Annotated in this window: 18 protein-coding genes; 11 read left to right on the top strand and 7 right to left on the bottom strand. The window is 66.8% G+C overall.

Annotated features, from left to right (window positions below):
* Positions 1–341: 341 nt before the first annotated feature.
* The 7 genes from dprA to ruvX all read right to left on the bottom strand — a co-directional run bounded on the left by dprA (position 342) and on the right by ruvX (position 7403).
* Positions 342–1514 (bottom strand): DNA-processing protein DprA, encoded by a 1173-nt coding sequence (dprA, locus tag J3R73_RS14120; RefSeq protein WP_307427819.1) that lies wholly within the window; start codon positions 1512–1514, stop codon positions 342–344.
* The gene (gene plsY / locus J3R73_RS14115; protein ID WP_307427817.1) at positions 1511–2122 is read right to left on the bottom strand and encodes a glycerol-3-phosphate 1-O-acyltransferase PlsY; all 612 of its coding nucleotides are present in this window, start codon (positions 2120–2122) and stop codon (positions 1511–1513) included. Before plsY ends, dprA begins: the two co-directional genes overlap by 4 nt.
* A 39-nt stretch (positions 2123–2161) precedes the next feature.
* Positions 2162–3463 (bottom strand): dihydroorotase, encoded by a 1302-nt coding sequence (locus J3R73_RS14110; RefSeq protein WP_307427815.1) that lies wholly within the window; start codon positions 3461–3463, stop codon positions 2162–2164.
* A 6-nt stretch (positions 3464–3469) separates the two neighbouring features.
* Positions 3470–4414 carry an aspartate carbamoyltransferase catalytic subunit gene (locus tag J3R73_RS14105; protein ID WP_307427813.1) on the bottom strand — a complete coding sequence of 315 codons (945 nt, stop codon included), beginning with the start codon at positions 4412–4414 and terminating at the stop codon, positions 3470–3472.
* Positions 4415–4576: 162 nt separating this feature from the next.
* Positions 4577–5356 carry a transporter substrate-binding domain-containing protein gene (locus J3R73_RS14100; protein WP_307427811.1) on the bottom strand — a complete coding sequence of 260 codons (780 nt, stop codon included), beginning with the start codon at positions 5354–5356 and terminating at the stop codon, positions 4577–4579.
* A gap of 191 nt (positions 5357–5547) precedes the next feature.
* Positions 5548–6909, bottom strand: coding sequence for an FAD-dependent oxidoreductase (locus J3R73_RS14095; protein WP_307427808.1), 1362 nt, complete (start codon positions 6907–6909; stop codon positions 5548–5550).
* Positions 6909–7403: a Holliday junction resolvase RuvX gene (gene ruvX / locus J3R73_RS14090; protein WP_307427806.1), complete on the bottom strand. Its 495-nt coding sequence runs from the start codon at positions 7401–7403 to the stop codon at positions 6909–6911. The genes J3R73_RS14095 and ruvX overlap by 1 nt, the downstream gene beginning before the upstream one ends.
* Positions 7404–7696: 293 nt before the next feature.
* On the opposite strand from ruvX, the gene J3R73_RS14085 reads away from it, so the two are divergent.
* The 11 genes from J3R73_RS14085 to J3R73_RS14035 all read left to right on the top strand — a co-directional run bounded on the left by J3R73_RS14085 (position 7697) and on the right by J3R73_RS14035 (position 19728).
* Positions 7697–8398, top strand: coding sequence for a metal-dependent hydrolase (locus J3R73_RS14085; RefSeq protein ID WP_307427804.1), 702 nt, complete (start codon positions 7697–7699; stop codon positions 8396–8398).
* Between the two features lie 132 nt (positions 8399–8530).
* Entirely contained in the window at positions 8531–8818 is a 288-nt protein-coding gene (gene gatC / locus J3R73_RS14080; protein ID WP_307427802.1) for an Asp-tRNA(Asn)/Glu-tRNA(Gln) amidotransferase subunit GatC, read from the top strand.
* Positions 8819–8927: 109 nt separating this feature from the next.
* The gene (locus J3R73_RS14075) at positions 8928–10466 is read left to right on the top strand and encodes an amidase family protein (RefSeq protein WP_307427800.1); all 1539 of its coding nucleotides are present in this window, start codon (positions 8928–8930) and stop codon (positions 10464–10466) included.
* A 3-nt stretch (positions 10467–10469) separates the two neighbouring features.
* Positions 10470–10784 carry a chorismate mutase gene (locus J3R73_RS14070; protein WP_307427798.1) on the top strand — a complete coding sequence of 105 codons (315 nt, stop codon included), beginning with the start codon at positions 10470–10472 and terminating at the stop codon, positions 10782–10784.
* Between the two features lie 80 nt (positions 10785–10864).
* Complete coding sequence (locus J3R73_RS14065) at positions 10865–11254, top strand: DUF7662 domain-containing protein (RefSeq protein ID WP_307427796.1); 390 nt, start codon at positions 10865–10867, stop codon at positions 11252–11254.
* A gap of 1 nt (position 11255) precedes the next feature.
* Positions 11256–11672, top strand: a complete 417-nt coding sequence (locus J3R73_RS14060; RefSeq protein WP_307427794.1) for a type II toxin-antitoxin system VapC family toxin — start codon at positions 11256–11258, stop codon at positions 11670–11672.
* A 36-nt stretch (positions 11673–11708) separates the two neighbouring features.
* Positions 11709–13184, top strand: a complete 1476-nt coding sequence (gene gatB, locus J3R73_RS14055) for an Asp-tRNA(Asn)/Glu-tRNA(Gln) amidotransferase subunit GatB (protein WP_307427792.1) — start codon at positions 11709–11711, stop codon at positions 13182–13184.
* Positions 13185–13397: 213 nt separating this feature from the next.
* A complete protein-coding gene (gene dusB / locus J3R73_RS14050; RefSeq protein WP_307427790.1) occupies positions 13398–14438 on the top strand; it encodes a tRNA dihydrouridine synthase DusB in 1041 nt (346 codons plus the stop codon).
* Positions 14435–15535, top strand: a complete 1101-nt coding sequence (locus J3R73_RS14045) for a two-component system sensor histidine kinase NtrB (RefSeq protein ID WP_307427788.1) — start codon at positions 14435–14437, stop codon at positions 15533–15535. Before dusB ends, J3R73_RS14045 begins: the two co-directional genes overlap by 4 nt.
* An 11-nt stretch (positions 15536–15546) precedes the next feature.
* Positions 15547–16986 carry a nitrogen regulation protein NR(I) gene (gene ntrC, locus J3R73_RS14040; protein ID WP_307427786.1) on the top strand — a complete coding sequence of 480 codons (1440 nt, stop codon included), beginning with the start codon at positions 15547–15549 and terminating at the stop codon, positions 16984–16986.
* Positions 16987–17430: 444 nt separating this feature from the next.
* The gene (locus tag J3R73_RS14035; RefSeq protein WP_307427785.1) at positions 17431–19728 is read left to right on the top strand and encodes a sensor histidine kinase NtrY-like; all 2298 of its coding nucleotides are present in this window, start codon (positions 17431–17433) and stop codon (positions 19726–19728) included.
* Positions 19729–19740 lie beyond the last annotated feature (12 nt).

Genomic DNA, 19740 nt, shown 5'->3' with positions numbered 1-19740 from the left:
GATTCCCGGCTGCCCGACACGTTTCCGAGGGAACGCGGCAGGGAGCAAGGCGCGAAATGGGCTTGGTCTTCCACAACCCGCAAGGGGTGGCGGACAGCTGCCAGATAAGGATAAATCCGATATTTACAATCGAACCCATTCTCATATGACCCCGGCCGGGACGTCCGGCAAGGCTGCTGGACAGGCTGCATCATCTCCGCCGATGGTCGGAGGAGAGGGGTGCGAGCCTGCCGGGGGCGGGGCGCGAAGATGGGGAAAAGGCGGGGGCAAGTCAATTCGGCCGGAGGAAATTCACCCGCGTCATAAGGTCGAGGCCGTTTTCGTCGCGCCTGGCGAGCGCTTCAGAGCAGCGACACCATGCCGTTGCCGTGGCGCTCGATGCGGCCGGCGAGATCGAGATCCAGCAGGATCAGCTGCACCTGCCGCGGCGCCAGCCCGCAGGCGCGCACGAGATCGTCGACGCTGACAGGGGAGGGGCCGAGGACGGCGATCAGCCGGTCCTGGTCCTCGTCGCCAATGCCGGCGAGGCCCGCTTCGGCCGGAGGCGCCTGTCCCCATGCCGCCGCGCCGCCGGATGCATTGAAATCAAGACGCCCCTGGCGGGGGGCCGCACGGCCGCCGAGCGGGAAGCCGCCGCGCTCGACCAGAGGCGAGAGGACTTCGAGCACGTCCTCCACGTGACGGATCAGCGTCGCGCCCTGGCGAATGAGGTGATTGCTGCCGTCATTGCGCGGATCGAGCGGCGATCCGGGGGCGGCCATGACCTCCCGTCCCTGCTCGAGCGCGAATCGGGCCGTGATCAGCGAGCCGGACTTCATCGCCGCCTCGACGATGACGACGCCGAGCGACAGGCCCGAGACGATGCGGTTCCGCCGGGGAAAGTCCCGCGCTGTCGCGACACGGTCGAACGGCATTTCCGAAACCACGCAGCCGGCGGCGGCGAGGTCCCTCGCCATCTGTTCATGCTGCGGCGGATAGATTCGGCCGAGCCCGCCGGCGACAACCGCCACCGTGCCGGTCTTCGCCGTCGCGGCATGCACGGCGCGGTCGATGCCGCGGGCGAGGCCCGAGACCGTGGCGAAGCCTGCGGCGGCAAGGCCGGCGGCGAGCCCTGCGGCAAAGCTCTGGCCCAGCGCGGAGGCGTTGCGGGCGCCGACGATGGCGACGGTCGGGCGCGACAGCACGGCGGCAGAGCCATGGATCGCCAGCAAAGGCGGGGCCGATTCGATGCTTTCCAGCGCCGCCGGGTAATCGGGCTCGCCGAAGGCGACCAGCCGGGCGCCGAGCGCCTGCAACGCGTCGAGCTCGCGTTTCAGGCCGCTCTCAGCCGGCAGCCGCAGCGAGCGCCCGCTGCGCCGGGAGATTTCCGGCAGAGCTGCGATCACCGCCGCGGCGCTGCCATGGCGTTCGAGGAGACCCCTGAAGCTGATGGGGCCGATTCCCTCGCAGCGGATCAGCCGCAGCCAGTCGAGGCGTTCCCCGTCCGACAGGCTGCGGCGCGGCGGCGATGTCACGCCTTCTTCCCGATCCGGCTTTCCGTGCCGGCGAGCAGCCGGCCGATATTGGCCCGGTGCATGATCCAGAGGATGGCGGAGAGGACGGCGAACAGCATGGCTTCGCGCGGATAGCCGAACAGCAGCAGGGCGATCGGGCTGAGCAGGCTGGCGGTGAGGGCCGAGAGCGAGGAATAGCGGGTGATGAAGGCGACCGAGACCCAGAGCACCATGAAGAACAGGGCGACCGGCCAGGCGAAGGCGCCGAGCAGGCCGAGATAGGTCGCCACGCCCTTGCCGCCCTTGAACCCGAGCCAGACGGGGAAGAGATGGCCGAGAAAGGCGGCGAAGCCCGCCACGATGGCGGCCTCTCCGCCCCAAGGGGCAGCGATGAGCACGGCAGCCGTTCCCTTGAGCGCGTCGAGCACCAGCGTCGCCGCCGCCAGGTCCTTGCGGCCGGTGCGCAGCACGTTGGTGGTGCCGATATTGCCCGAACCGATGGCGCGGATGTCGCCGAGGCCCGCCAGCCGGGTCAGCACCAGGCCGAAGGGGATCGAGCCGAGGAGATAGCCCAGGATCGCCGCGGCGATCAGCACGAGCGGGGAGGCGAGGAGGGGGCCATCGGGCATGGTGGGTACTTCGCTTGATCGGGGCCGGATCTATTCATATCAGATTTGATGGACCGTGCTTCCGCCCACGATCGTCCTCGAGACCTGTCCCTGCAGCCGGGCGCCGTCGAAGGGCGAGTTCCTGCATCGCGATTTGAGCCGGGCGGCATCGAGCACGAAGGGCACGTCCGGATCGAAGACGATGATGTCGGCGGGCGCGCCCTTCTCCAGCCGGCCGCCGGGCAGGCGCAGGATCTCCGCCGGCCGCGTCGACAACGCCCGCAGCAGCGTGACCAGGTCGAGCGAGCCGTCGTGCACGAGGCGAAGGCCCGCGGCGAGCATGGTCTCGAGCCCGATGGCCCCGTCCGCGCTCTCGGCGAAGGGCTGGCGCTTGGTCTCGACGTCCTGGGGATTGTGATCGGAGACGATGGCGTCGACGACGCCGTCCTTGATCGCCTGCACCAGGGCGATGCGGTCGTCCTCGTGCCGGAGCGGCGGCGACACCTTGCAGAAGGTGCGGAAGCCGGCGACGTCGTTCTCGTTCAGCGTGACGTGATTGATGGAGGTCGACGCCGTCACCGCGATGCCGGCCGCCCGCGCCCGGCGCAGGATGTCGAGCGAGGCTCGGCAGGTGACGGTGGCGGCGTGATAGCGCGCGCCGGTCAGCGCCACGAGGCGCATGTCTCGTTCGAGCAGGATCGCTTCCGCCTCGACGGGAATGCCGGGCAGGCCGAGGCGGCTGGCAAATTCGCCCTCGTTCATCACACCCTCGCCGGCGAGGTCGCTGTCTTGGGTGTGGTGGATGACGAGAGCATCGAAATCGCGGGCATAGGTCATCGTCCGACGCAGCACGCGGGCATTCATGATGCTGCGCGCACCATCGGTGAAGGCGAGGGCGCCGGCTTCGGACAGCAGCCCGATTTCCGTCATTTCCTGGCCCTTGAGCCCCTTGGTGAGGGCGGCCATCGCATGGATGCGGACGATGGCGGTATCGCGGGCCCGCCGCAGCACGAAGTCGACCACGGCCGGATCGTCGATCGGCGGATGGGTCTCGGGCGTGCAGACGATGGTGGTGACGCCGCCGGCCGCGGCGGCCTGCGACGCGGTGGCGAGGGTCTCGCGGTGCTCGGCGCCCGGCTCCCCGGTCACGGCGCGCATGTCGATCAGGCCGGGGGCGACGACCTGCCCCCCGCAATCGACGACCTCGACGTCAGGACCGGCCGAGGCCGGCGTGACGGCGGCCCCGATCTCGGCGATGACCCCCCATGCGATCAGGAGACCACCGCGCGACTGTGTGCGCGAGGCGGGATCGGTCAGCAGGGCGTTGGCGAGGAGCAGGGGACGATGATCTTTCTCGGACATGGCGCCTCAGACGTTCGGCAGGTTGCGCGCGAGCGCTTCGAGCACGGCCATGCGGACGGCGACGCCCGCCTCGACCTGTTCGCGGATCAGCGAGTGGGCGCCGTCCGCCACGGCGGTGTCGATCTCGACGCCGCGATTCATCGGCCCGGGATGCATCACCAGCGCGTCGGGCTTGGCGTAGCGCAGCTTTTCTTCGTCGAGGCCGAAATAGCGGAAATATTCCTTGGTCGAGGGAATGAAGGCGCCCGCCATGCGCTCGCGCTGCAGGCGCAGCATCATGACGATATCGGCATCCTTCAGTCCGTCCTTGATGTTGCGGTGCACGGAGACGCCGAAGCGCTCGACGCCGGCGGGCAGCAGAGTCGATGGCGCGATCAGCCGCACCTGCGCGCCCATCGTGCCCAGCAGCAGGATGTTGGAGCGGGCGACGCGCGAATGCAGGATGTCGCCGCAGATGGCGACCGTCAGCCCGGCGATGCGACCCTTGTTGCGGCGGATGGTCAGGGCGTCGAGGAGGGCCTGGGTCGGATGCTCATGGGCGCCGTCGCCGGCATTGACGACGGCGCAGTCGACCTTGCGGGCAAGAAGATGCACCGCGCCGGCCTGGCTGTGGCGCACGATGATCACATCCGGGCGCATTGCGTTGAGGGTGATCGCGGTGTCGATCAGGGTCTCGCCCTTCTTCACCGAAGACGAGCTGACCGACATGTTCATGACGTCGGCGCCTAGGCGCTTGCCCGCCAGTTCGAAGGAGGATTGCGTGCGGGTCGATGGTTCGAAGAAGAGATTGATCTGCGTTCGGCCGCGCAGGGCGGAGGATTTCTTCTCGACCTGGCGGTTGAAGGCGATGTGCTCGTCAGCCTCGTCGAGGAGGGCGACGATGTCGCGCTCCGTCAGGCCTTCGATGCCGAGGAGATGGCGGTGCGGATAGGATGTGGCTGGCTTTGTCATCAAAGCCGAGTTGATAGGCCCTGCGGGCCGCCGCAGCAAGAACCGCGAGCGGCGGAGCGGGCTTATCCACTCCCGGCAGCACGAATGCCCCCGGGACCGCAGGCTTCCGGCCTGCTTCTTCCTGAAACGCCGAGGCTCCAAGAGCGGGCGGACGGGTCTCTCTCAATGTCCCGGCGACGGAGGGGCAATGACCGGAGAGATCTCTTCCATCGTCAAACCGTATTTTTTGGCCAAAGCGAGATGCTGGTCCGTGCCCAGATACTCTGCAAGATAGGCGTCAACAGCGTCTTTCAGGGCTCTGCTTTCCTTCGCATAGGAGAATGCGCCCAGCGGAGCTGTCCCCGCCTGTGACTCCAGCTGAACCACTTCCACGCCATCCGCTCCCGTGGCCTCGATAAAGCCTCTATGAGCCAAGGCGGCTCCAGGATAGGCGTCGATCCGGCCCGACCGGATCTCCGCGATGATGTCATGCTGACTTTCGAACAGTCGCATTCGCTCGGCCGGGACACCCGCTTTGAATGCGCTGTCGACCTGGACATTGCCCCGTACGCCCGCGAGCTTGACCGACGGATCACGCGCGGCATCGGCGTATGAGCGGAGTCCCTTGGGATTTCCGGCTTTGACGACGAAGCCGTCGACGAGAGCCCAGATCGGACGGCTGAATGCAACGCTTTGCGAGCGCTCGGGCGTCACGAACATACCGGTATTCATGGTCCAGCGCCCGCTCATCACGCCGCCTATCAAGTCCGGAAACTTAACAAGAACGACATCGATGTGCGTCACTCCAACGGCGTGCAGCACGTTCTCGGCTAACTCGGCATCGTAGCCGATCGCGCCACCGTCCGGTCCGGGCGCGCCGAATGGCGGCTCGTCCAGATAGGCATAGACAATGCGATGCGGGATGTCTGTGACGACGTATCGTTCTGTCATGCTTCGGCTCATGGTTGTGCTCCACTCGGGTGAACTCAGAAAGCGTCGAATCGCACGCGGAGTTGTCGCGACACTGCGGCCGGATCTGCCAGAGGCGGTTTCGAGGCATGACGCTTTGGCGAGCGCTTCTTCTTGCGCATAAGAGAGCGCTTCAGAACCGAAACTCCGCGCCCATGGGCGCGGACGCCGGCTCTCCCGGGGGATCAGTGAATACGCGCTCCCTGCCTCACCAATTCCTTCTGCACGAGGCCGATGTCGACCTCGTCGAAGGAGCGGCCGGCCTTCAGCGACAGCGCGGCGGCGACGCCGGCGCCCTGGCCGGAGACGGCGCAGCACATCATGTTGCGCACGGCGGCGTGCGAGACCCGGTCGCCGCCGATGCAGCGGCCGGCAACGATCAGGTTGGCGACGTTCTTCGGCAGCATGGCCCGGTAGGGCACCTGGAAATAGCGCCCGGTGGTGGGCAGGATCAGGATGCCGTAGCCGTCGATGAATTCGGGGAAGATGCCGATCGAATCCTCGAAGCGTCCCTGCTCGCGCACATCCGAGCCAACCATGTTGTAGCGGGCGTCGATCTTGCGGGTGTCGCGGATGCCGATCGTCATGCCGAAATTGCGCAGCTTGGCGTCCTCGCAGCCCGGCATGAAGCGCCGGAGGGCGTCGATGGCCATCACGGCCTGGCGCCGGCCCTCGATCTCGCCGGCGGTGAGGTCGGCCGGATCGGTGCCGTCGCACTGGGCGAGATGGACGAGATTGAGGTAGGTGAGGTCGCCCTGATCGGAAATGGCGCCCCACGTCCCGCAGATCGTGTTGAGATTGGGCGGGATGAGGCCAGCCTCCATCGCCTTGCGGAAAGGCTTGCGCAGGAAGGGCGAGAACATCGCGTCTTCCTTGCCGGTGGTCTCGATCGTCCACTCGCCGCCCTCCCAATCCTTGTAGGTCTGGGGATCGGCCCTCACGGTCTCGATGAAGCGGCGCTTGTCGACCCCGGTCATCGAGAACATCACGGAGGCCGCCATCATCGTTTCCCGCGGCGTCTTGGCGGTGGGCGCGCCGGCCCGCATGGCGATATCGGCATCGCCCGTGGCGTCGATCACGCGCCGCGCGAGGATCGCCTCGCGGCCGGCCTTGCTTTCGGTGATCACGCCCCTGATCTCGCCGTCCTCGACGATCGTGCCGACGACGAGGCGGTGCAGCATCGGCCGGATGCCGGCCTCCCCGACCATGACGTCGGCCACATATTTGAACAATTCCGCATCGAGCGCATGGCTGGAGGACTGCGGCTCGGGCTGGGCCGCGCCCATCGCCTTGGCGCGTTCCTCGAACTCGACGCCGATGCCTTCGCTGTCGATCGTGCCCTCATGCCGGTACCAGGCAAATCCCTCGACGCCGACCTGCGTGATGTTGCCGCCGAAGCAGCCGTTGCGCTCCAGAAGCGTGGTCTCAGCCCCGGCCCTCGCCGAGGCGAGGGCGGCGGCCAGGCCGGCCGGGCCGCTGCCGACGACGAGCACGTCGGTCTCGAGGATCACGTCGATGTCGCGTGCCGGTTCTCTGATCGTCTTCATCATCTTGACTGCGCTGGAGGGAAGGGGGCCGGACGTCCGTAGCCGAGCCGGTCGAGGGCGCCCTGCAGGATGAAGGAGGCCGCCATCTTGTCGACGAGCTCGGCCCTGCGCCGGCGCGAGGTGTCCGCCTCGATCAGCGTTCGGGTGACGGCCGCTGTCGACAGCCTTTCGTCCCAGAGCGCGACCGGCAGGTCACTGAGGCGGGCGAGGTTGCGGGCGAAGCTTTCCGAGGCCTGCGCCCTCGGCCCGCGGCTGCCGTCCATGTTGAGGGGATAGCCGAGGACAAGGCCGCCGACACCATGCCTGTCGGCGATGGCGAGGAGTTCCCGGGCGTCCTGCGTGAATTTGGTGCGCCGGATCGTTTCCAGCGGTGAGGCGATGGTCAGCATCACGTCGGAAAGCGCCAGCCCGATCGTCTTGGTGCCGAGATCGAGACCGAGCAGGCGCTGGTCCTGCGGAAGGCTTTCGGCGAGGTCGAACAATTCAACGATCAAGAGACGATTCCATCGGGTGAGTCTCAGCCGGCCACCATTCCGCCCGGCATCGAAGCGGTATTTGTCGAATTCGCCCCATTATGTCCCATTCGGCGGTACCTCGGGCAAAACACGCAGTTTTTACCGGCCGGGCGATGCCGTCCCGGCCGAACCGAGGCGAAGGCCATGGCAGGACGGGCCCAGGCCGGCTAGTCATATCGCCGCGGTTCGACCGCGCTACAACATTTTCAGGAACCGGTCCGGCGGCGCGACACGCCGGCCCGGCTCAAGCCCTTTGCTCACGGAGTTACACCATGCGTATTACCTGGCTCGGCCATTCCGCGTTTCGCGTCGAATTCGACGATCGGGCCATCCTGATCGATCCGTTCCTGACCGGAAATCCCTCCTTCACCGGCGATCGCGCCGCGGTGAGCGCCGGCGTCAGCCACATCCTGCTTACCCATGGCCATGGCGACCATGTCGGCGACACCATCGACCTTGCCCGCGAGACCGGCGCCGTCGTGGTCTCGAATGCCGATCTCGTCACCTTCCTCGCCGGCAAGGGCGTCGCGAAGGTCGAGCCGATGAACACGGGCGGCACCATCGATCTCGGCGGCTTCACCGTCACCATGGTGCGCGCCGACCATTCGGCCAGCCTGATCGACAACGGCATCAGTATTGCCGTCGGCAATGCCAACGGACTGATCGTCAAGGCGCCCGGGCAACCGGTGCTCTATCATCTCGGCGATACCGACATCTTCTCCGACATGGCGCTGATCGCCGAGTTGCACGAGCCCAAGATCGGGCTGGTGCCGATCGGAGACCGCTTCACCATGGGGCCGAAATCCGCGGCGCTGGCGGTGCGGCGCTATCTCAATCTCGATGTCGTCATGCCCTGCCATTACGCCAGCTTCCCCGGCCTGGAGGCCAATGCCGACGCGTTCGCGGCCGCGCTTGAGGGGCACCCGACCCGCGTTCTCGCGCCCAGGCCGGGCGAGACTGTCGAGGTGAACTGAACGGAATCGTCCCGCCGCCGCCCCGTGTGCGGCCGGCAATCGGCTGGCGGCGCGCCGATCAGCGGTTGCGCCGCCAAGTTTCGGCATGATAGACCCGCGCCATTCCGTGTTTTCGCGCAATCCGAGGGCTTCATGTCTGTCGACGCCGCCACGGTGAAGCGTATTGCGCGTCTCGCGCGCATTGCCGTCACCGACGAAGACGTTCCGCATCTGCAAGGGGAACTGAACGCCATCCTCGACTTCGTCGCCCAACTGGACGAAGTCGACGTCACCGGCGTCGAGCCGATGACCTCGGTGACGCCGATGGTGATGAAGAAGCGCCAGGACGGCGTGACCGACGGCGGCATCGCCGAGAAGATCGTCCTCAACGCCCCGGCGACCGAGGACAATTATTTCCTGGTGCCCAAGGTCGTGGAGTGAGCCTGGACACCGCCGCCTGTCCTCCTGGGCAGGCCGGTGTCTCTCGCGTCGTGACGCGCCGCCCGCCGGCCGATGCCGGCGCCCCGCTTTCTCGTTCAGGATCGTTTTCGTGAGCCATATTCCAGATCTCACCCTCACCGATATCCGCGATGGCCTGCGCCGGAAGGCGTTTTCCGCCACCGAGGCGGCGAAGGCCTATCTCGACGCCATGGAGAAGGCCCGCGGCCTCAACGCCTATGTGCTGGAGACGCCCGAGGAGGCGCTCGCCATGGCCGCCGCCTCCGATGCGAGACTTTCGAAGGGCGAAGGCGGCGTGCTCGAGGGCGTGCCGCTCGGCATCAAGGACCTGTTCGCGACCGAAGGGGTGCGCACCACCGCCTGCTCGCGCATCATCGACAATTTCAAGCCGCCCTATGAATCGACGGTGACGAGCCGGCTCTGGCGCGACGGCGCCGTCATGCTCGGCAAGCTCAACAACGACGAATTCGCCATGGGCTCGTCCAACGAGACGTCGGCCTTCGGTCCCGTCGTCTCGCCCTGGCTGCCGCCGAACTGGGATGCCGGGCAGGCCCGCGAGAGGCTCGCCAAGGCGCGTGCCGACGGCGCTACACCCCGCGGCTTTCTCGTTCCGGGCGGATCCTCCGGCGGCTCTGCCGCCGCGGTCGCCGCCCGGCTGTGCCCCGGCGCCACCGGCACCGACACCGGAGGATCGATCCGCCAGCCGGCAGCCTTCACCGGTATCGCCGGCATCAAGCCGACCTATGGCCGCTGCTCGCGCTGGGGCATCGTCGCCTTCGCCTCCTCGCTCGACCAGGCCGGCCCCTTCGCCGCGACGGTGCGCGACTGCGCCGTCCTGCTGAAGTCGATGGCGGGGCACGACCCGAAGGACACCACGTCCATGGACCTGCCCGTCCCCGACTACGAGGCGGCGATCGGCCGCTCGGTCAAGGGCATGGTCATCGGCATCCCCCGCGAATACCGCGTCGACGGCATGGCCGAGGAGATCGGTGCGCTCTGGCAGAAGGGCATCGACTGGCTGCGGGACGCCGGCGCGACGATCCGCGAGATCAACCTGCCGCATACCAAATACGCGCTGCCCGCCTATTATATCGTGGCGCCCGCGGAAGCCTCCTCCAACCTCGCCCGTTATGACGGCGTGCGCTATGGCGAGCGCGTCGGCGGCCGCGACATCGTCGAGATGTACGAGAAGACCAGGGCGGCCGGCTTCGGCAGCGAGGTCAAGCGCCGCATCCTGATCGGCACCTATGTGCTGTCGGCCGGCTATTACGATGCCTATTACGTCAGGGCCCAGAAGATCCGGACGCTGATCAAGCGCGACTTCGAGGAAGCCTATGCCTCGGGCGTCGATGCGATCCTCACGCCGGCCACCCCTTCGGCCGCCTTCGGCATCGGCGAGAAGGCGGGCGCCGATCCGGTCGAGATGTATCTGAACGACGTCTTCACGGTGACGGTGAACATGGCGGGCCTGCCGGGCATCGCCGTTCCCGCCGGTCTGTCGTCGGAGGGGCTTCCGCTCGGCCTCCAGCTGATCGGCCGCGCCTTCGACGAGGAGACGCTGTTCACGCTCGGCCATGCCGTCGAGCAGGCGGCCGGCCCCGCGCCCCGTCCCGCCGCCTGGTGGGCTTGAGCGATGGCAGGCGGGCCGGTCACCTCCGAAACGCTGCCCGGCCTGCGCTGCGAGATCGATGACCTCGACGCGCAGATCGTGCGGCTGCTGGCCGCCCGCCTGCAGGTGGTGGAGCGGGTCGTCCAGGTCAAGCAGCGCGACGGCCTGCCGGCGAACATTCCCGAACGGGTCGAGGAGGTCGTCGCCGCCGCCCGGCACAGGGCGGAGGCCGAAGGCGTCCCGCCCGACCTCGCCGAGCTGCTGTGGCGCGACCTGGTGAGCTGGACCATCGCCTATGAGGACCGGCATCTGGCGATCGAGGGTAATGACGGGCTCTGATTCGCCGCGGCGCCACAAATCCTTGTTTACAACAACGCATATGTTAAACACTGTGTGTTTGTTGTGCACGTGAGGGTGCCATGAGCAAATATGCCCGACTGGGTGATCATCTGCGCCAACAGAAATTTGCGGAAGTGCCGATGACCTTCGCGGAAATCGAGCGGGTTACGGGAGTGCCGCTGCCTCCGACGGCATTGCAGCACCGGGCTTGGTGGAGCAACAATCCGTCGAACAACGTGATGACCAAGGTCTGGCTCGAAGCCGGCTTTTCTTCGGAGCGAGTGGACCTGGCTGACCGTAAACTGGTCTTTCGGCGCATGGCTGCTTCGCCGCATTCGGTTCCGGCCGGCAAGCCCTCTCCGGCCGCGCGCGGATCGTTCCCTTTCGGCGTCCTGAAGGGCCAGGTGCGTGTCGGCGACGGGGTTGACCTCACCGAGCCGGCCGATCCCGAATGGGGCCCGAGATCCTGACATGGCGTCGGCTCTGCTCCTGGATACATGCGCCGTGATCTGGGCCGCCGAGGGAGCGCCGATCGACGAGGCCGCGACCAGAGCGCTGAACGAGGCGGCGCTGCGGGGCGACCCCGTCCGCGTTTGCCCCATCACCGCTTGGGAGATCGGGCTTCTCGTCTCTCGCGGGCGGCTGAAGATGACGATGTCGCCCCACGCATGGTTCAGGGGCGTGCTCACAGGCCTGGATCTCCACCTTACGGACATGCCGCCCGATCTCCTCATTGCATCGTCCTTCCTGCCGGGCGATCCTCCGCGCGATCCTGCGGACAGGATTATCGCCGCGACCGCGCGCGAATATGGCTGCACATTGGTCACGCGCGATCGATTGCTCTTGGCCTATGCCGAACAAGGACATATGCAGGCGCTTGCCTGCTGACATTCGATCCATGCTTGCTATTCCGAGGACTTTGACATGAACGCCACGGTTGATCCCAAGAAGCTGATCAGGGGCGCCACCGGCGATTGGGAAGTCGTCATCGGCATGGAGATCCATGCTCAGGTCACCTCCGAGGCCAAATTGTTCTCGGGCGCCTCGACCCGGTTCGGCGGCGAGCCCAACAGCCACGTCTCCTTCGTCGACGCCGCCATGCCCGGCATGCTGCCCGTGATCAACGAGGAGTGCGTGCGCCAGGCCATCCGCACCGGCCTCGGCCTGAAGGCGCAGGTCAATCTGCGGTCGGTGTTCGACCGCAAGAACTACTTCTATCCGGATCTGCCGCAGGGCTACCAGATCTCCCAGTACAAGCAGCCGATCGTCGGCGAGGGCGTCGTCCTCGTCGAGGTGCCCGAGACCGGCGAGACGCTGCAGGTCGGCATCGAGCGCCTCCATCTGGAGCAGGATGCCGGCAAGTCGCTGCACGACCAGCATCCCTCGCTGTCCTTCGTCGACCTGAACCGCTCGGGCGTCGCGCTGATGGAGATCGTGTCGCGGCCGGACCTGCGCTCGGCCGACGAGGCGCGGGCCTATGTGACGAAGCTGCGCACCATCCTGCGCTATCTCGGCACCTGCGACGGCGACATGGACAAGGGCAATCTGCGCGCCGATGTCAACGTTTCCGTGCGCAAGCTGGGCGCGCCGCTCGGCACGCGCTGCGAGATCAAGAACGTCAACTCGATCCGCTTCATCGGACAGGCCATCGAGGTCGAGGCCCGCCGCCAGATCGGCATCATCGAGGACGGCGGCGTCATCGATCAGGAAACGCGGCTCTACGACCCCGGCAAGGGCGAGACACGCTCGATGCGCTCGAAGGAAGAGGCGCATGACTACCGCTATTTCCCCGACCCGGATCTCCTGCCGCTCGAATTCGACCAGGCCTATGTCGATGCGCTCGCAGCCCATCTGCCGGAACTGCCCGACGCCAAGAAGGCACGCTTCATCGCCGAATACGGCCTCTCCGCCTATGATGCGAGCGTGCTGACGGCCGAGCGCGAATCGGCGGACTTCTTCGAAAGCGTGGCGACGGGCCGAGACGGCAAGCTCGCCGCCAACTGGGTCATCAACGAATTGTTCGGCCGGCTGAACAAGGAGGGCCTCGACATCGCCGCTTCGCCGGTGACGGCCGATCAACTGGGCGGCATCGTCGACCTGATTTCGTCGGCCGTGATTTCGGGCAAGATCGCCAAGGACCTGTTCGAGATCGTCTGGGTCGAAGGCGGCATTCCCGCCGCCGTCGTCGAAGCGCGCGGCATGAAGCAGGTCACCGATACCGGGGCGATCGAAGCCGCCATCGATGCGGTGATCGCAGCCAATCCCGACAAGGTCGAGCAGGTCAAGGCCAAGCCGACCATGCTCGGCTGGTTCGTCGGCCAGGTGATGAAGCAGACCGGTGGCAAGGCCAACCCGAAGGCGCTCAACGAGCTCCTGAAGGCGAAACTCGGCATCGAATAGGTCGGCGGCAGCGGACCGAATCAGGTTGTGCCGGGTCGGTGCGGCGTGCTGCGGGTTCGAAATCGAGATGAGGCGGGAGCACGCCAGCCTTGCATCCGTGTGACGCGCCTCATGCGTTGCTCGTTTTGGGGGCATGCTTGTTTTGCAGGCGCTTACCCCTTGATACAAAGTGGGCGAGTGGTTAAGTTGTAGGCATAGAGGAGTTCTGCATCTATGCTGGGCAATGACGCGGCTGCCTTGGCGCGAGAGCCGGAAGATACGGTCCTGCGCATAGGTCCCCTGCAACTGGCCAATCGCGTCATTCTCGCGCCGATGTCGGGTGTGACGGATGCGGTGCTGCGTCGCATCGCCCGTCGCTGCGGCGCAGGCCTCGTCATCTCGGAAATGGTGGCGAGCGACCGGCTTGCCGCGGGCGACGAGGAAGCCCGCTTGCGGGCGGAAGGGCCCGGCGGCGGCCTGCATGTCGTCCAGCTCGCCGGATGCGATGCCCGCTGGATGGGGGAGGCGGCACGCGTCGCGGTCGGCTCCGGCGCCGACGTCATCGACATCAACATGGGTTGCCCTGCCAAGCGCGTCACCGGCGGCTGGTCGGGTTCCGCGCTGATGCGCGACCTCGACCATGCGCTGACGCTGGTCGATGCGACGGTGTCCGCCGTTTCCGTGCCCGTGACGGTGAAGATGCGTCTGGGGTGGGACGAGACATCCCTCAACGCGCCGGAACTCGCCCGCCGGGCGGAACATGCCGGCGCCGCGATGATCACCGTGCACGGACGCACCCGCATGCAGTTCTACAAGGGGCGCGCCGACTGGGGCGCGATCCGGGCGGTCAAGCAGGCCGTCACCATTCCCGTCGTCGCCAACGGCGACTGCCGCGATCTCTCGGACGCGCTGGCGATGCTGCAGCATTCGGGCGCGGATGCGGTGATGGTGGGACGCGCCGCCCAGGGACAGCCCTGGTTGCCGGGCCATCTTGCCCGCGAGCTTGCCGCCGGGCACGCCCTGCCGGCACCGTCGGCGCAGGCCCAGAAGGAACTGGCGCTGGAGCATTACGAAGGACTGCTGGGGCTTTACGGTTCCCGGCAGGGCGTGCGGCATGCCCGCAAGCATCTGGCGTCCGCCATGGATACGGCGCGGGCACGCTTCGGGGGCGGCAGGGAAGCGCTGCGCCACGCCGCCTTGACGGGCGAGGATCCCGGCGCGGTCGCTGAAAATTTCATCGCGTTTTTCGCAAGTCTCGAACGGATGGCGGCATGACGGCCTTGCCCTCGAATATGCCCAATCACGAAGCGGTGCTCAACGCGCTGCCGCATGCAATCCTGTCCGTGGACGGGCAGGGCCGCGTCGTCGACGCCAATATCGCGGCCGAAGCCTTCTTCGACATCAGCGCCCCGATGATGCGGCGCAATTTCCTGCGCGACCTCCTGCCCTTCGGCTCGCCCCTGCTTGCCCTGATCGACCAGGTTCGCATCCGCAACGCGCCGGTCAACGAATATCGCGTCGATCTCGGCTCCCCCCGGCTCGGCAGCGAACGGCCGGTCGACATCCAGGTCGCACCGATGCAGGACCAGTCCGGCGGCGTCGTGATCATGCTGCAGGAGCGCACCATCGCCGACAAGATGGACCGCCAGCTGACGCATCGCGGCGCGGCCCGCTCGGTCACCGCGCTGGCGGCGATGCTGGCGCACGAGATCAAGAATCCGCTGTCGGGCATTCGCGGCGCGGCGCAGCTGCTCGAACAGTCCGTCGACGATCCCGATCGCGCGCTGACGCAGCTCATCTGCGACGAGGCCGACCGCATCGTCAAGCTGGTGGACCGCATGGAAGTCTTCTCCGACGAGCGGCCCGTCGCGCGCAGCCCGGTCAACATCCATGTCGTGCTCGAGCACGTGAAGAAGCTCGCCCAGTCCGGCTTCGCCCGCAAGATCAAGTTCGTCGAGGATTACGACCCCTCCCTGCCGCCCGTCCATGCCAACAAGGATCAGCTGATCCAGGTGATCCTCAACCTCGTCAAGAACGCCGCCGAGGCGATCGACGGCGCCCCGGACGGCGACATCGTGATGACGACGGGGTTCAAGCCCGGCGTCCGCCTGTCGGTGCCGGGATCCTCGGCCCGCGTCAGCCTGCCGATCGAGGTCTGCATCAAGGACAACGGGCCGGGGGTCGCCCCGGACCTCGTGCCCTATCTGTTCGACCCCTTCGTCACCACCAAGACCAGCGGCACCGGTCTCGGCCTTGCCCTGGTGGCGAAGATCGTCGGCGATCATGGCGGCATCGTCGAATGCGAGAGCCAGAACCGGCGTACCGTCTTCCGTATCCTTCTCCCGATGTATCGCTCCGAGCGCAGCGCATAGGAACACCCAGCATGCAGGCAGGCAGTATTCTTGTTGCCGATGACGATGCAGCCATCCGTACGGTGCTGAATCAGGCCCTGTCGCGCGCGGGCTATGAGGTCCGCTCCACCGGCAATGCGACGACGCTGTGGCGCTGGGTCAGCCAGGGCGAAGGCGATCTCGTCATCACGGACGTGGTGATGCCGGACGAAAACGCCTTCGACATGCTGCCCCGCATCCGCAAATTGCGGCCGGAGCTGCCGGTCGTCGTGATGAGCGCGCAGAACACGCTGATGACGGCGATCCGGGCCTCCGAGAAGGGCGCCTACGACTATCTGCCCAAGCCGTTCGACCTCAAGGAACTCATCGCCATCGTCGGCCGGGCGCTCAGCGAGCCGAAGGGCAAGCCGCCGTCGCGCTCGACGGACGAAGCCGAGGCGATGCCGCTGGTCGGCCGCTCGGCGGCCATGCAGGAGATCTACCGCGTCCTCGCGCGCCTCATGCAGACCGACCTGACGGTGATGATCTCCGGCGAATCGGGCACCGGCAAGGAACTCGTCGCCAAGGCACTGCACGATTACGGCAAGCGCCGCAACGGCGCCTTCGTCGCCATCAACATGGCGGCGATCCCGCGCGACCTGATCGAGTCGGAGCTGTTCGGCCACGAGAAGGGCGCCTTCACCGGGGCCAATGCCCGCTCCGTGGGGCGGTTCGAGCAGGCCGAGGGCGGCACGCTCTTCCTCGACGAGATCGGCGACATGCCGATGGAGGCGCAGACGCGTCTCCTGCGCGTCCTGCAGCAGGGCGAGTACACCACCGTCGGCGGCCGCACGCCGATCAAGACCGACGTGCGCATCGTCGCCGCCACCAACAAGGACCTGCGCGTCCTCATCCAGCAGGGCCTCTTCCGCGAGGATCTGTTCTTCCGCCTCAACGTGGTGCCGCTGCGCCTGCCGCCCTTGCGGGAGCGCGCCGAGGACGTGCCGGACCTCGCCCGCCACTTCTTCAAGCTCGTGGAACGTGAAGGGCTGCCGCCCAAGCATCTCGATGCATCGGCGGTCGAGCGCCTCAAGCGCCACCGCTGGCCCGGCAATGTGCGCGAACTCGAAAACCTGATTCGCCGGCTGTCCGCGCTCTATCCCCAGGAGACGCTGACGTCCGCGATCATCGAGCAGGAGCTGGCGACCTCGGAAACGATGCCGCTGGAATCGGAAAGCCCTGCCGACGAAACCCTCTCGGCATCGGTCGAGCGGCACATGACCCGCTATTTCGGCAAGTTCGGCGAGGATCTGCCCCCGCCCGGCCTCTATCACCGCATCCTGCGCGACATCGAGGAACCGCTGATCGGTGCGGCGCTGGCGGCCACGCGCGGCAACCAGATCAAGGCTGCGGAGCTTCTCGGCGTCAATCGCAATACGCTGCGCAAGAAGATCCGGGACCTCGATATCCAGGTGATCCGCTCCATTCGCTGAGGCGGATATCTTCAAGGCTCTTTGCGACGTGAAGGGCCGGCGTCCGGGCGCATCACACCAGCGCGCCGTGCAGGCAATGACGGCCAAGGCGATTGCCCTGCCGCTACGGAACCGCGAACTCCTCTGCAGGGAGGCGCGTGTTGCATCCTGCATGCCGCTACGGTATCAGCGGCCTGTTGCCATTGTGTTTCTGGCGCGCAAGCGAGATGTCGCCGCGGCGGTGGCCGCCACGGAAGCGACGGTGCGGACCCGAGCGCAATTGTGCAGTTTCAGCGCCTTGATTCTGTTACAATTTGGCAACAGGGATGCACGAATAAATCACGGTTCGCGTCGTATGGGGGCGGCGCGGCACCGAGGGCCGCCCCGATCGAGCGAAGGCGGATCGGCTGTGGGCGGCTTCCCCGCCCCGGCGCCGCTTTGGCGAAGCTTATGGAACCGGTGCTGATGGCAATCGTCGAACGAGCCAGTGCTGCCTTGTCTCAGCCCGCTCCCATGCCCGCTCGGCGGTTGGGCCTGCTCGGCTTTGGCCTCGTGATCCTGTCGGTCGCCTCGGCCATCGGCACGTTTCTCGTGCTCGTCGACGTCGAGCCGATCGCCTCCCTTCTCCGGAACTGGGTGGCGCAGGCCCGCTTTGTCCTGAAGCTGGACCCGGCGCCGCTGCCGGCGGCGAGCGATACCGCCTACAGCAACGCCATCGATGCGCTGTTCGTCGTCAACGCCTCCTTCATCGTCGCTCTCCTCGTGCTGCTCGCGGTCGAGGTAGGCAGCCTGATCGCCGCGCGCCGCCGCGGCCAGGCCGGCGCCGCCCTCCACATGCGGGTGATCGGCCTGTTCTCGATCGTCTCGGCCATGCCGGTGATCCTGCTGGCGACGGTCGCGATCATCTCGCTCGACCGCGGCCTCGACAATCTCTTCTCGACCCGCGTGCACGACATCGTCACCAATTCGGTGAAGGTGGCCCAGACCTATGTCGACGAGCAGGGCATCCTGATGCGGGGCGAGGCGCTGGCCATGGCAGCCGACCTCAACCGCATCGAGCCGATCTACGTCACCGATCCCGGCAAGTTCCAGCAATATCTCAAGGCGATGGCGACCTATCGCGGCCTGCCGGGCGTGATGCTGCTCACCCATGACGGCCGGATCACCGACCGGTCGGACATCCTGGTCGCCCCCAATTTTCCCTTGCCGCCGCCGCCGGCCATCGCCAGCGCCGATAGGCAGGACGCCGTCTTCATCGAGCCGGGATCGCGCGACGTGATGGGCATCGTCGTCAAGCTCACCGCCTACGACAACCGCTACCTGTTCTACATCCGCCCCTTCGACAAGCAGGTCTCCGGCTATCTGCGCACCACCGAGGAATCGGCGGCCCGCTTCCAGGATCTCGAGGCGACCCGCTTTCCGACGCAGGTCAATTTTGCGCTGCTCTACGCCATCATCGCCCTCAACATGCTCCTCGCGGCGATCTGGATCGGCCTGTCCTTCGCCAACCGGCTCGTCGATCCGATCCGCCGCCTGATCGCCGCGGCGGACCAGGTCGGCAGCGGCAACCTCTATGTGCGGGTGCCGGTCGCGCCCGGCTCGGGTGATCTCGGCAAGCTTGGCGACACCTTCAACAACATGACCGACACGCTGCGCACCCAGCGCAACGAGCTCCTCGGCGCCAACGACCTTCTCGACAGTCGGAGGCGCTTCATCGAGGCCGTGCTGTCGGGCGTCTCGACCGGCGTCATCGGCATCGACGAGGAAGGCCGCATCACCGTCGTCAATCCGCTCGCGGCGCGCTGGATCGGCTCCCGCCAGTCGCCGCTCGGCCGTCCGCTCGCCGAGCTGATGCCGGAGCTCGCCGTCTTCCTGCACGACGCCATGGCCGTGCGCTCGCGGCTGGTGCAGGGGCAGATCACCCTCAACCGGGAGGGGCGCGAGCGCAACATCACCGTGCGCGTCACCAGCGAGCAGTCGAACATGCGCGAGCACGGCTATGTCGTCACCCTCGACGACATCACCGAGCTGGTGGTTGCGCAGCGCAGCTCCGCCTGGGCCGACGTGGCGCGCCGCATCGCCCACGAGATCAAGAATCCGTTGACGCCGATCCAGCTGTCGGCGGAACGCATCCGGCGCAAATACGGCAAGGTGATCGTCGAGGACCGCGAGGTGTTCGACCAGTGCACCAACACGATCGTGCGCCAGGTCGACGACATCAAGCGCATGGTCGACGAATTCTCCTCCTTCGCCCGCATGCCGAAGCCCTCGATCGAGCGGGAGGATTTCGGGGAGATGGTCAGGCAGGTCGTCTTCATGATGCGCATCGGCTATCCCGACATCGCCTTCACCTTCGAGCCGCCGCAGGAACCGATCCTCGCCCGCTTCGACCGGCGGCTGCTCTCGCAGGCGGTGACGAACATCGTGAAGAATGCCACCGAAGCGATCACCGGCCTGCCGGAGGCGCTGCGCGAGCCGGGGCAGATCACCGTCTCGGTTGTGCGTGACGGCACAAACGTTGCGGTGCAGGTGATCGACAATGGCATCGGCCTGCCGAAGGAGAATCGGCAGAAATTGCTCGAACCCTATGTCACCACTCGTGAAAAGGGCACCGGCCTTGGTCTGGCCATTGTCGGCAAGATCATGGAGGAGCATGGCGGCGGCATCGAACTGCTGGATGCCCCGTCCGTCGCGAGCGGCGGCCACGGCGCGATGATGCGTCTGTGGCTTCCGACCGACGACGACAGCAGCGTGGCGGCGTGACACGCCGCTGCA

Origin of the sequence: Labrys monachus, from assembly GCF_030814655.1 — a bacterium.
GTDB lineage: Bacteria > Pseudomonadota > Alphaproteobacteria > Rhizobiales > Labraceae > Labrys > Labrys monacha.
The sequence above is the reverse complement of the archived record's forward strand: the minus strand, read 5'-3'. Positions and strand labels throughout refer to the sequence as shown.

Coding starts and splice junctions, on each gene's coding strand:
- J3R73_RS14060 (WP_307427794.1), top strand. CDS start 11,256: ATGGCGTCGGCTCTGCTCCTGGATACATGCGCCGTGATCTGGGCCGCC.
- J3R73_RS14095 (WP_307427808.1), bottom strand. CDS start 6,909: ATGAAGACGATCAGAGAACCGGCACGCGACATCGACGTGATCCTCGAG.
- gatC (WP_307427802.1), top strand. CDS start 8,531: ATGTCTGTCGACGCCGCCACGGTGAAGCGTATTGCGCGTCTCGCGCGC.
- plsY (WP_307427817.1), bottom strand. CDS start 2,122: ATGCCCGATGGCCCCCTCCTCGCCTCCCCGCTCGTGCTGATCGCCGCG.
- dusB (WP_307427790.1), top strand. CDS start 13,398: ATGCTGGGCAATGACGCGGCTGCCTTGGCGCGAGAGCCGGAAGATACG.
- J3R73_RS14045 (WP_307427788.1), top strand. CDS start 14,435: ATGACGGCCTTGCCCTCGAATATGCCCAATCACGAAGCGGTGCTCAAC.
- J3R73_RS14065 (WP_307427796.1), top strand. CDS start 10,865: ATGAGCAAATATGCCCGACTGGGTGATCATCTGCGCCAACAGAAATTT.
- J3R73_RS14110 (WP_307427815.1), bottom strand. CDS start 3,463: ATGTCCGAGAAAGATCATCGTCCCCTGCTCCTCGCCAACGCCCTGCTG.
- J3R73_RS14105 (WP_307427813.1), bottom strand. CDS start 4,414: ATGACAAAGCCAGCCACATCCTATCCGCACCGCCATCTCCTCGGCATC.
- J3R73_RS14035 (WP_307427785.1), top strand. CDS start 17,431: ATGGCAATCGTCGAACGAGCCAGTGCTGCCTTGTCTCAGCCCGCTCCC.
- J3R73_RS14070 (WP_307427798.1), top strand. CDS start 10,470: ATGGCAGGCGGGCCGGTCACCTCCGAAACGCTGCCCGGCCTGCGCTGC.
- ntrC (WP_307427786.1), top strand. CDS start 15,547: ATGCAGGCAGGCAGTATTCTTGTTGCCGATGACGATGCAGCCATCCGT.
- gatB (WP_307427792.1), top strand. CDS start 11,709: ATGAACGCCACGGTTGATCCCAAGAAGCTGATCAGGGGCGCCACCGGC.
- J3R73_RS14100 (WP_307427811.1), bottom strand. CDS start 5,356: ATGAGCCGAAGCATGACAGAACGATACGTCGTCACAGACATCCCGCAT.
- J3R73_RS14085 (WP_307427804.1), top strand. CDS start 7,697: ATGCGTATTACCTGGCTCGGCCATTCCGCGTTTCGCGTCGAATTCGAC.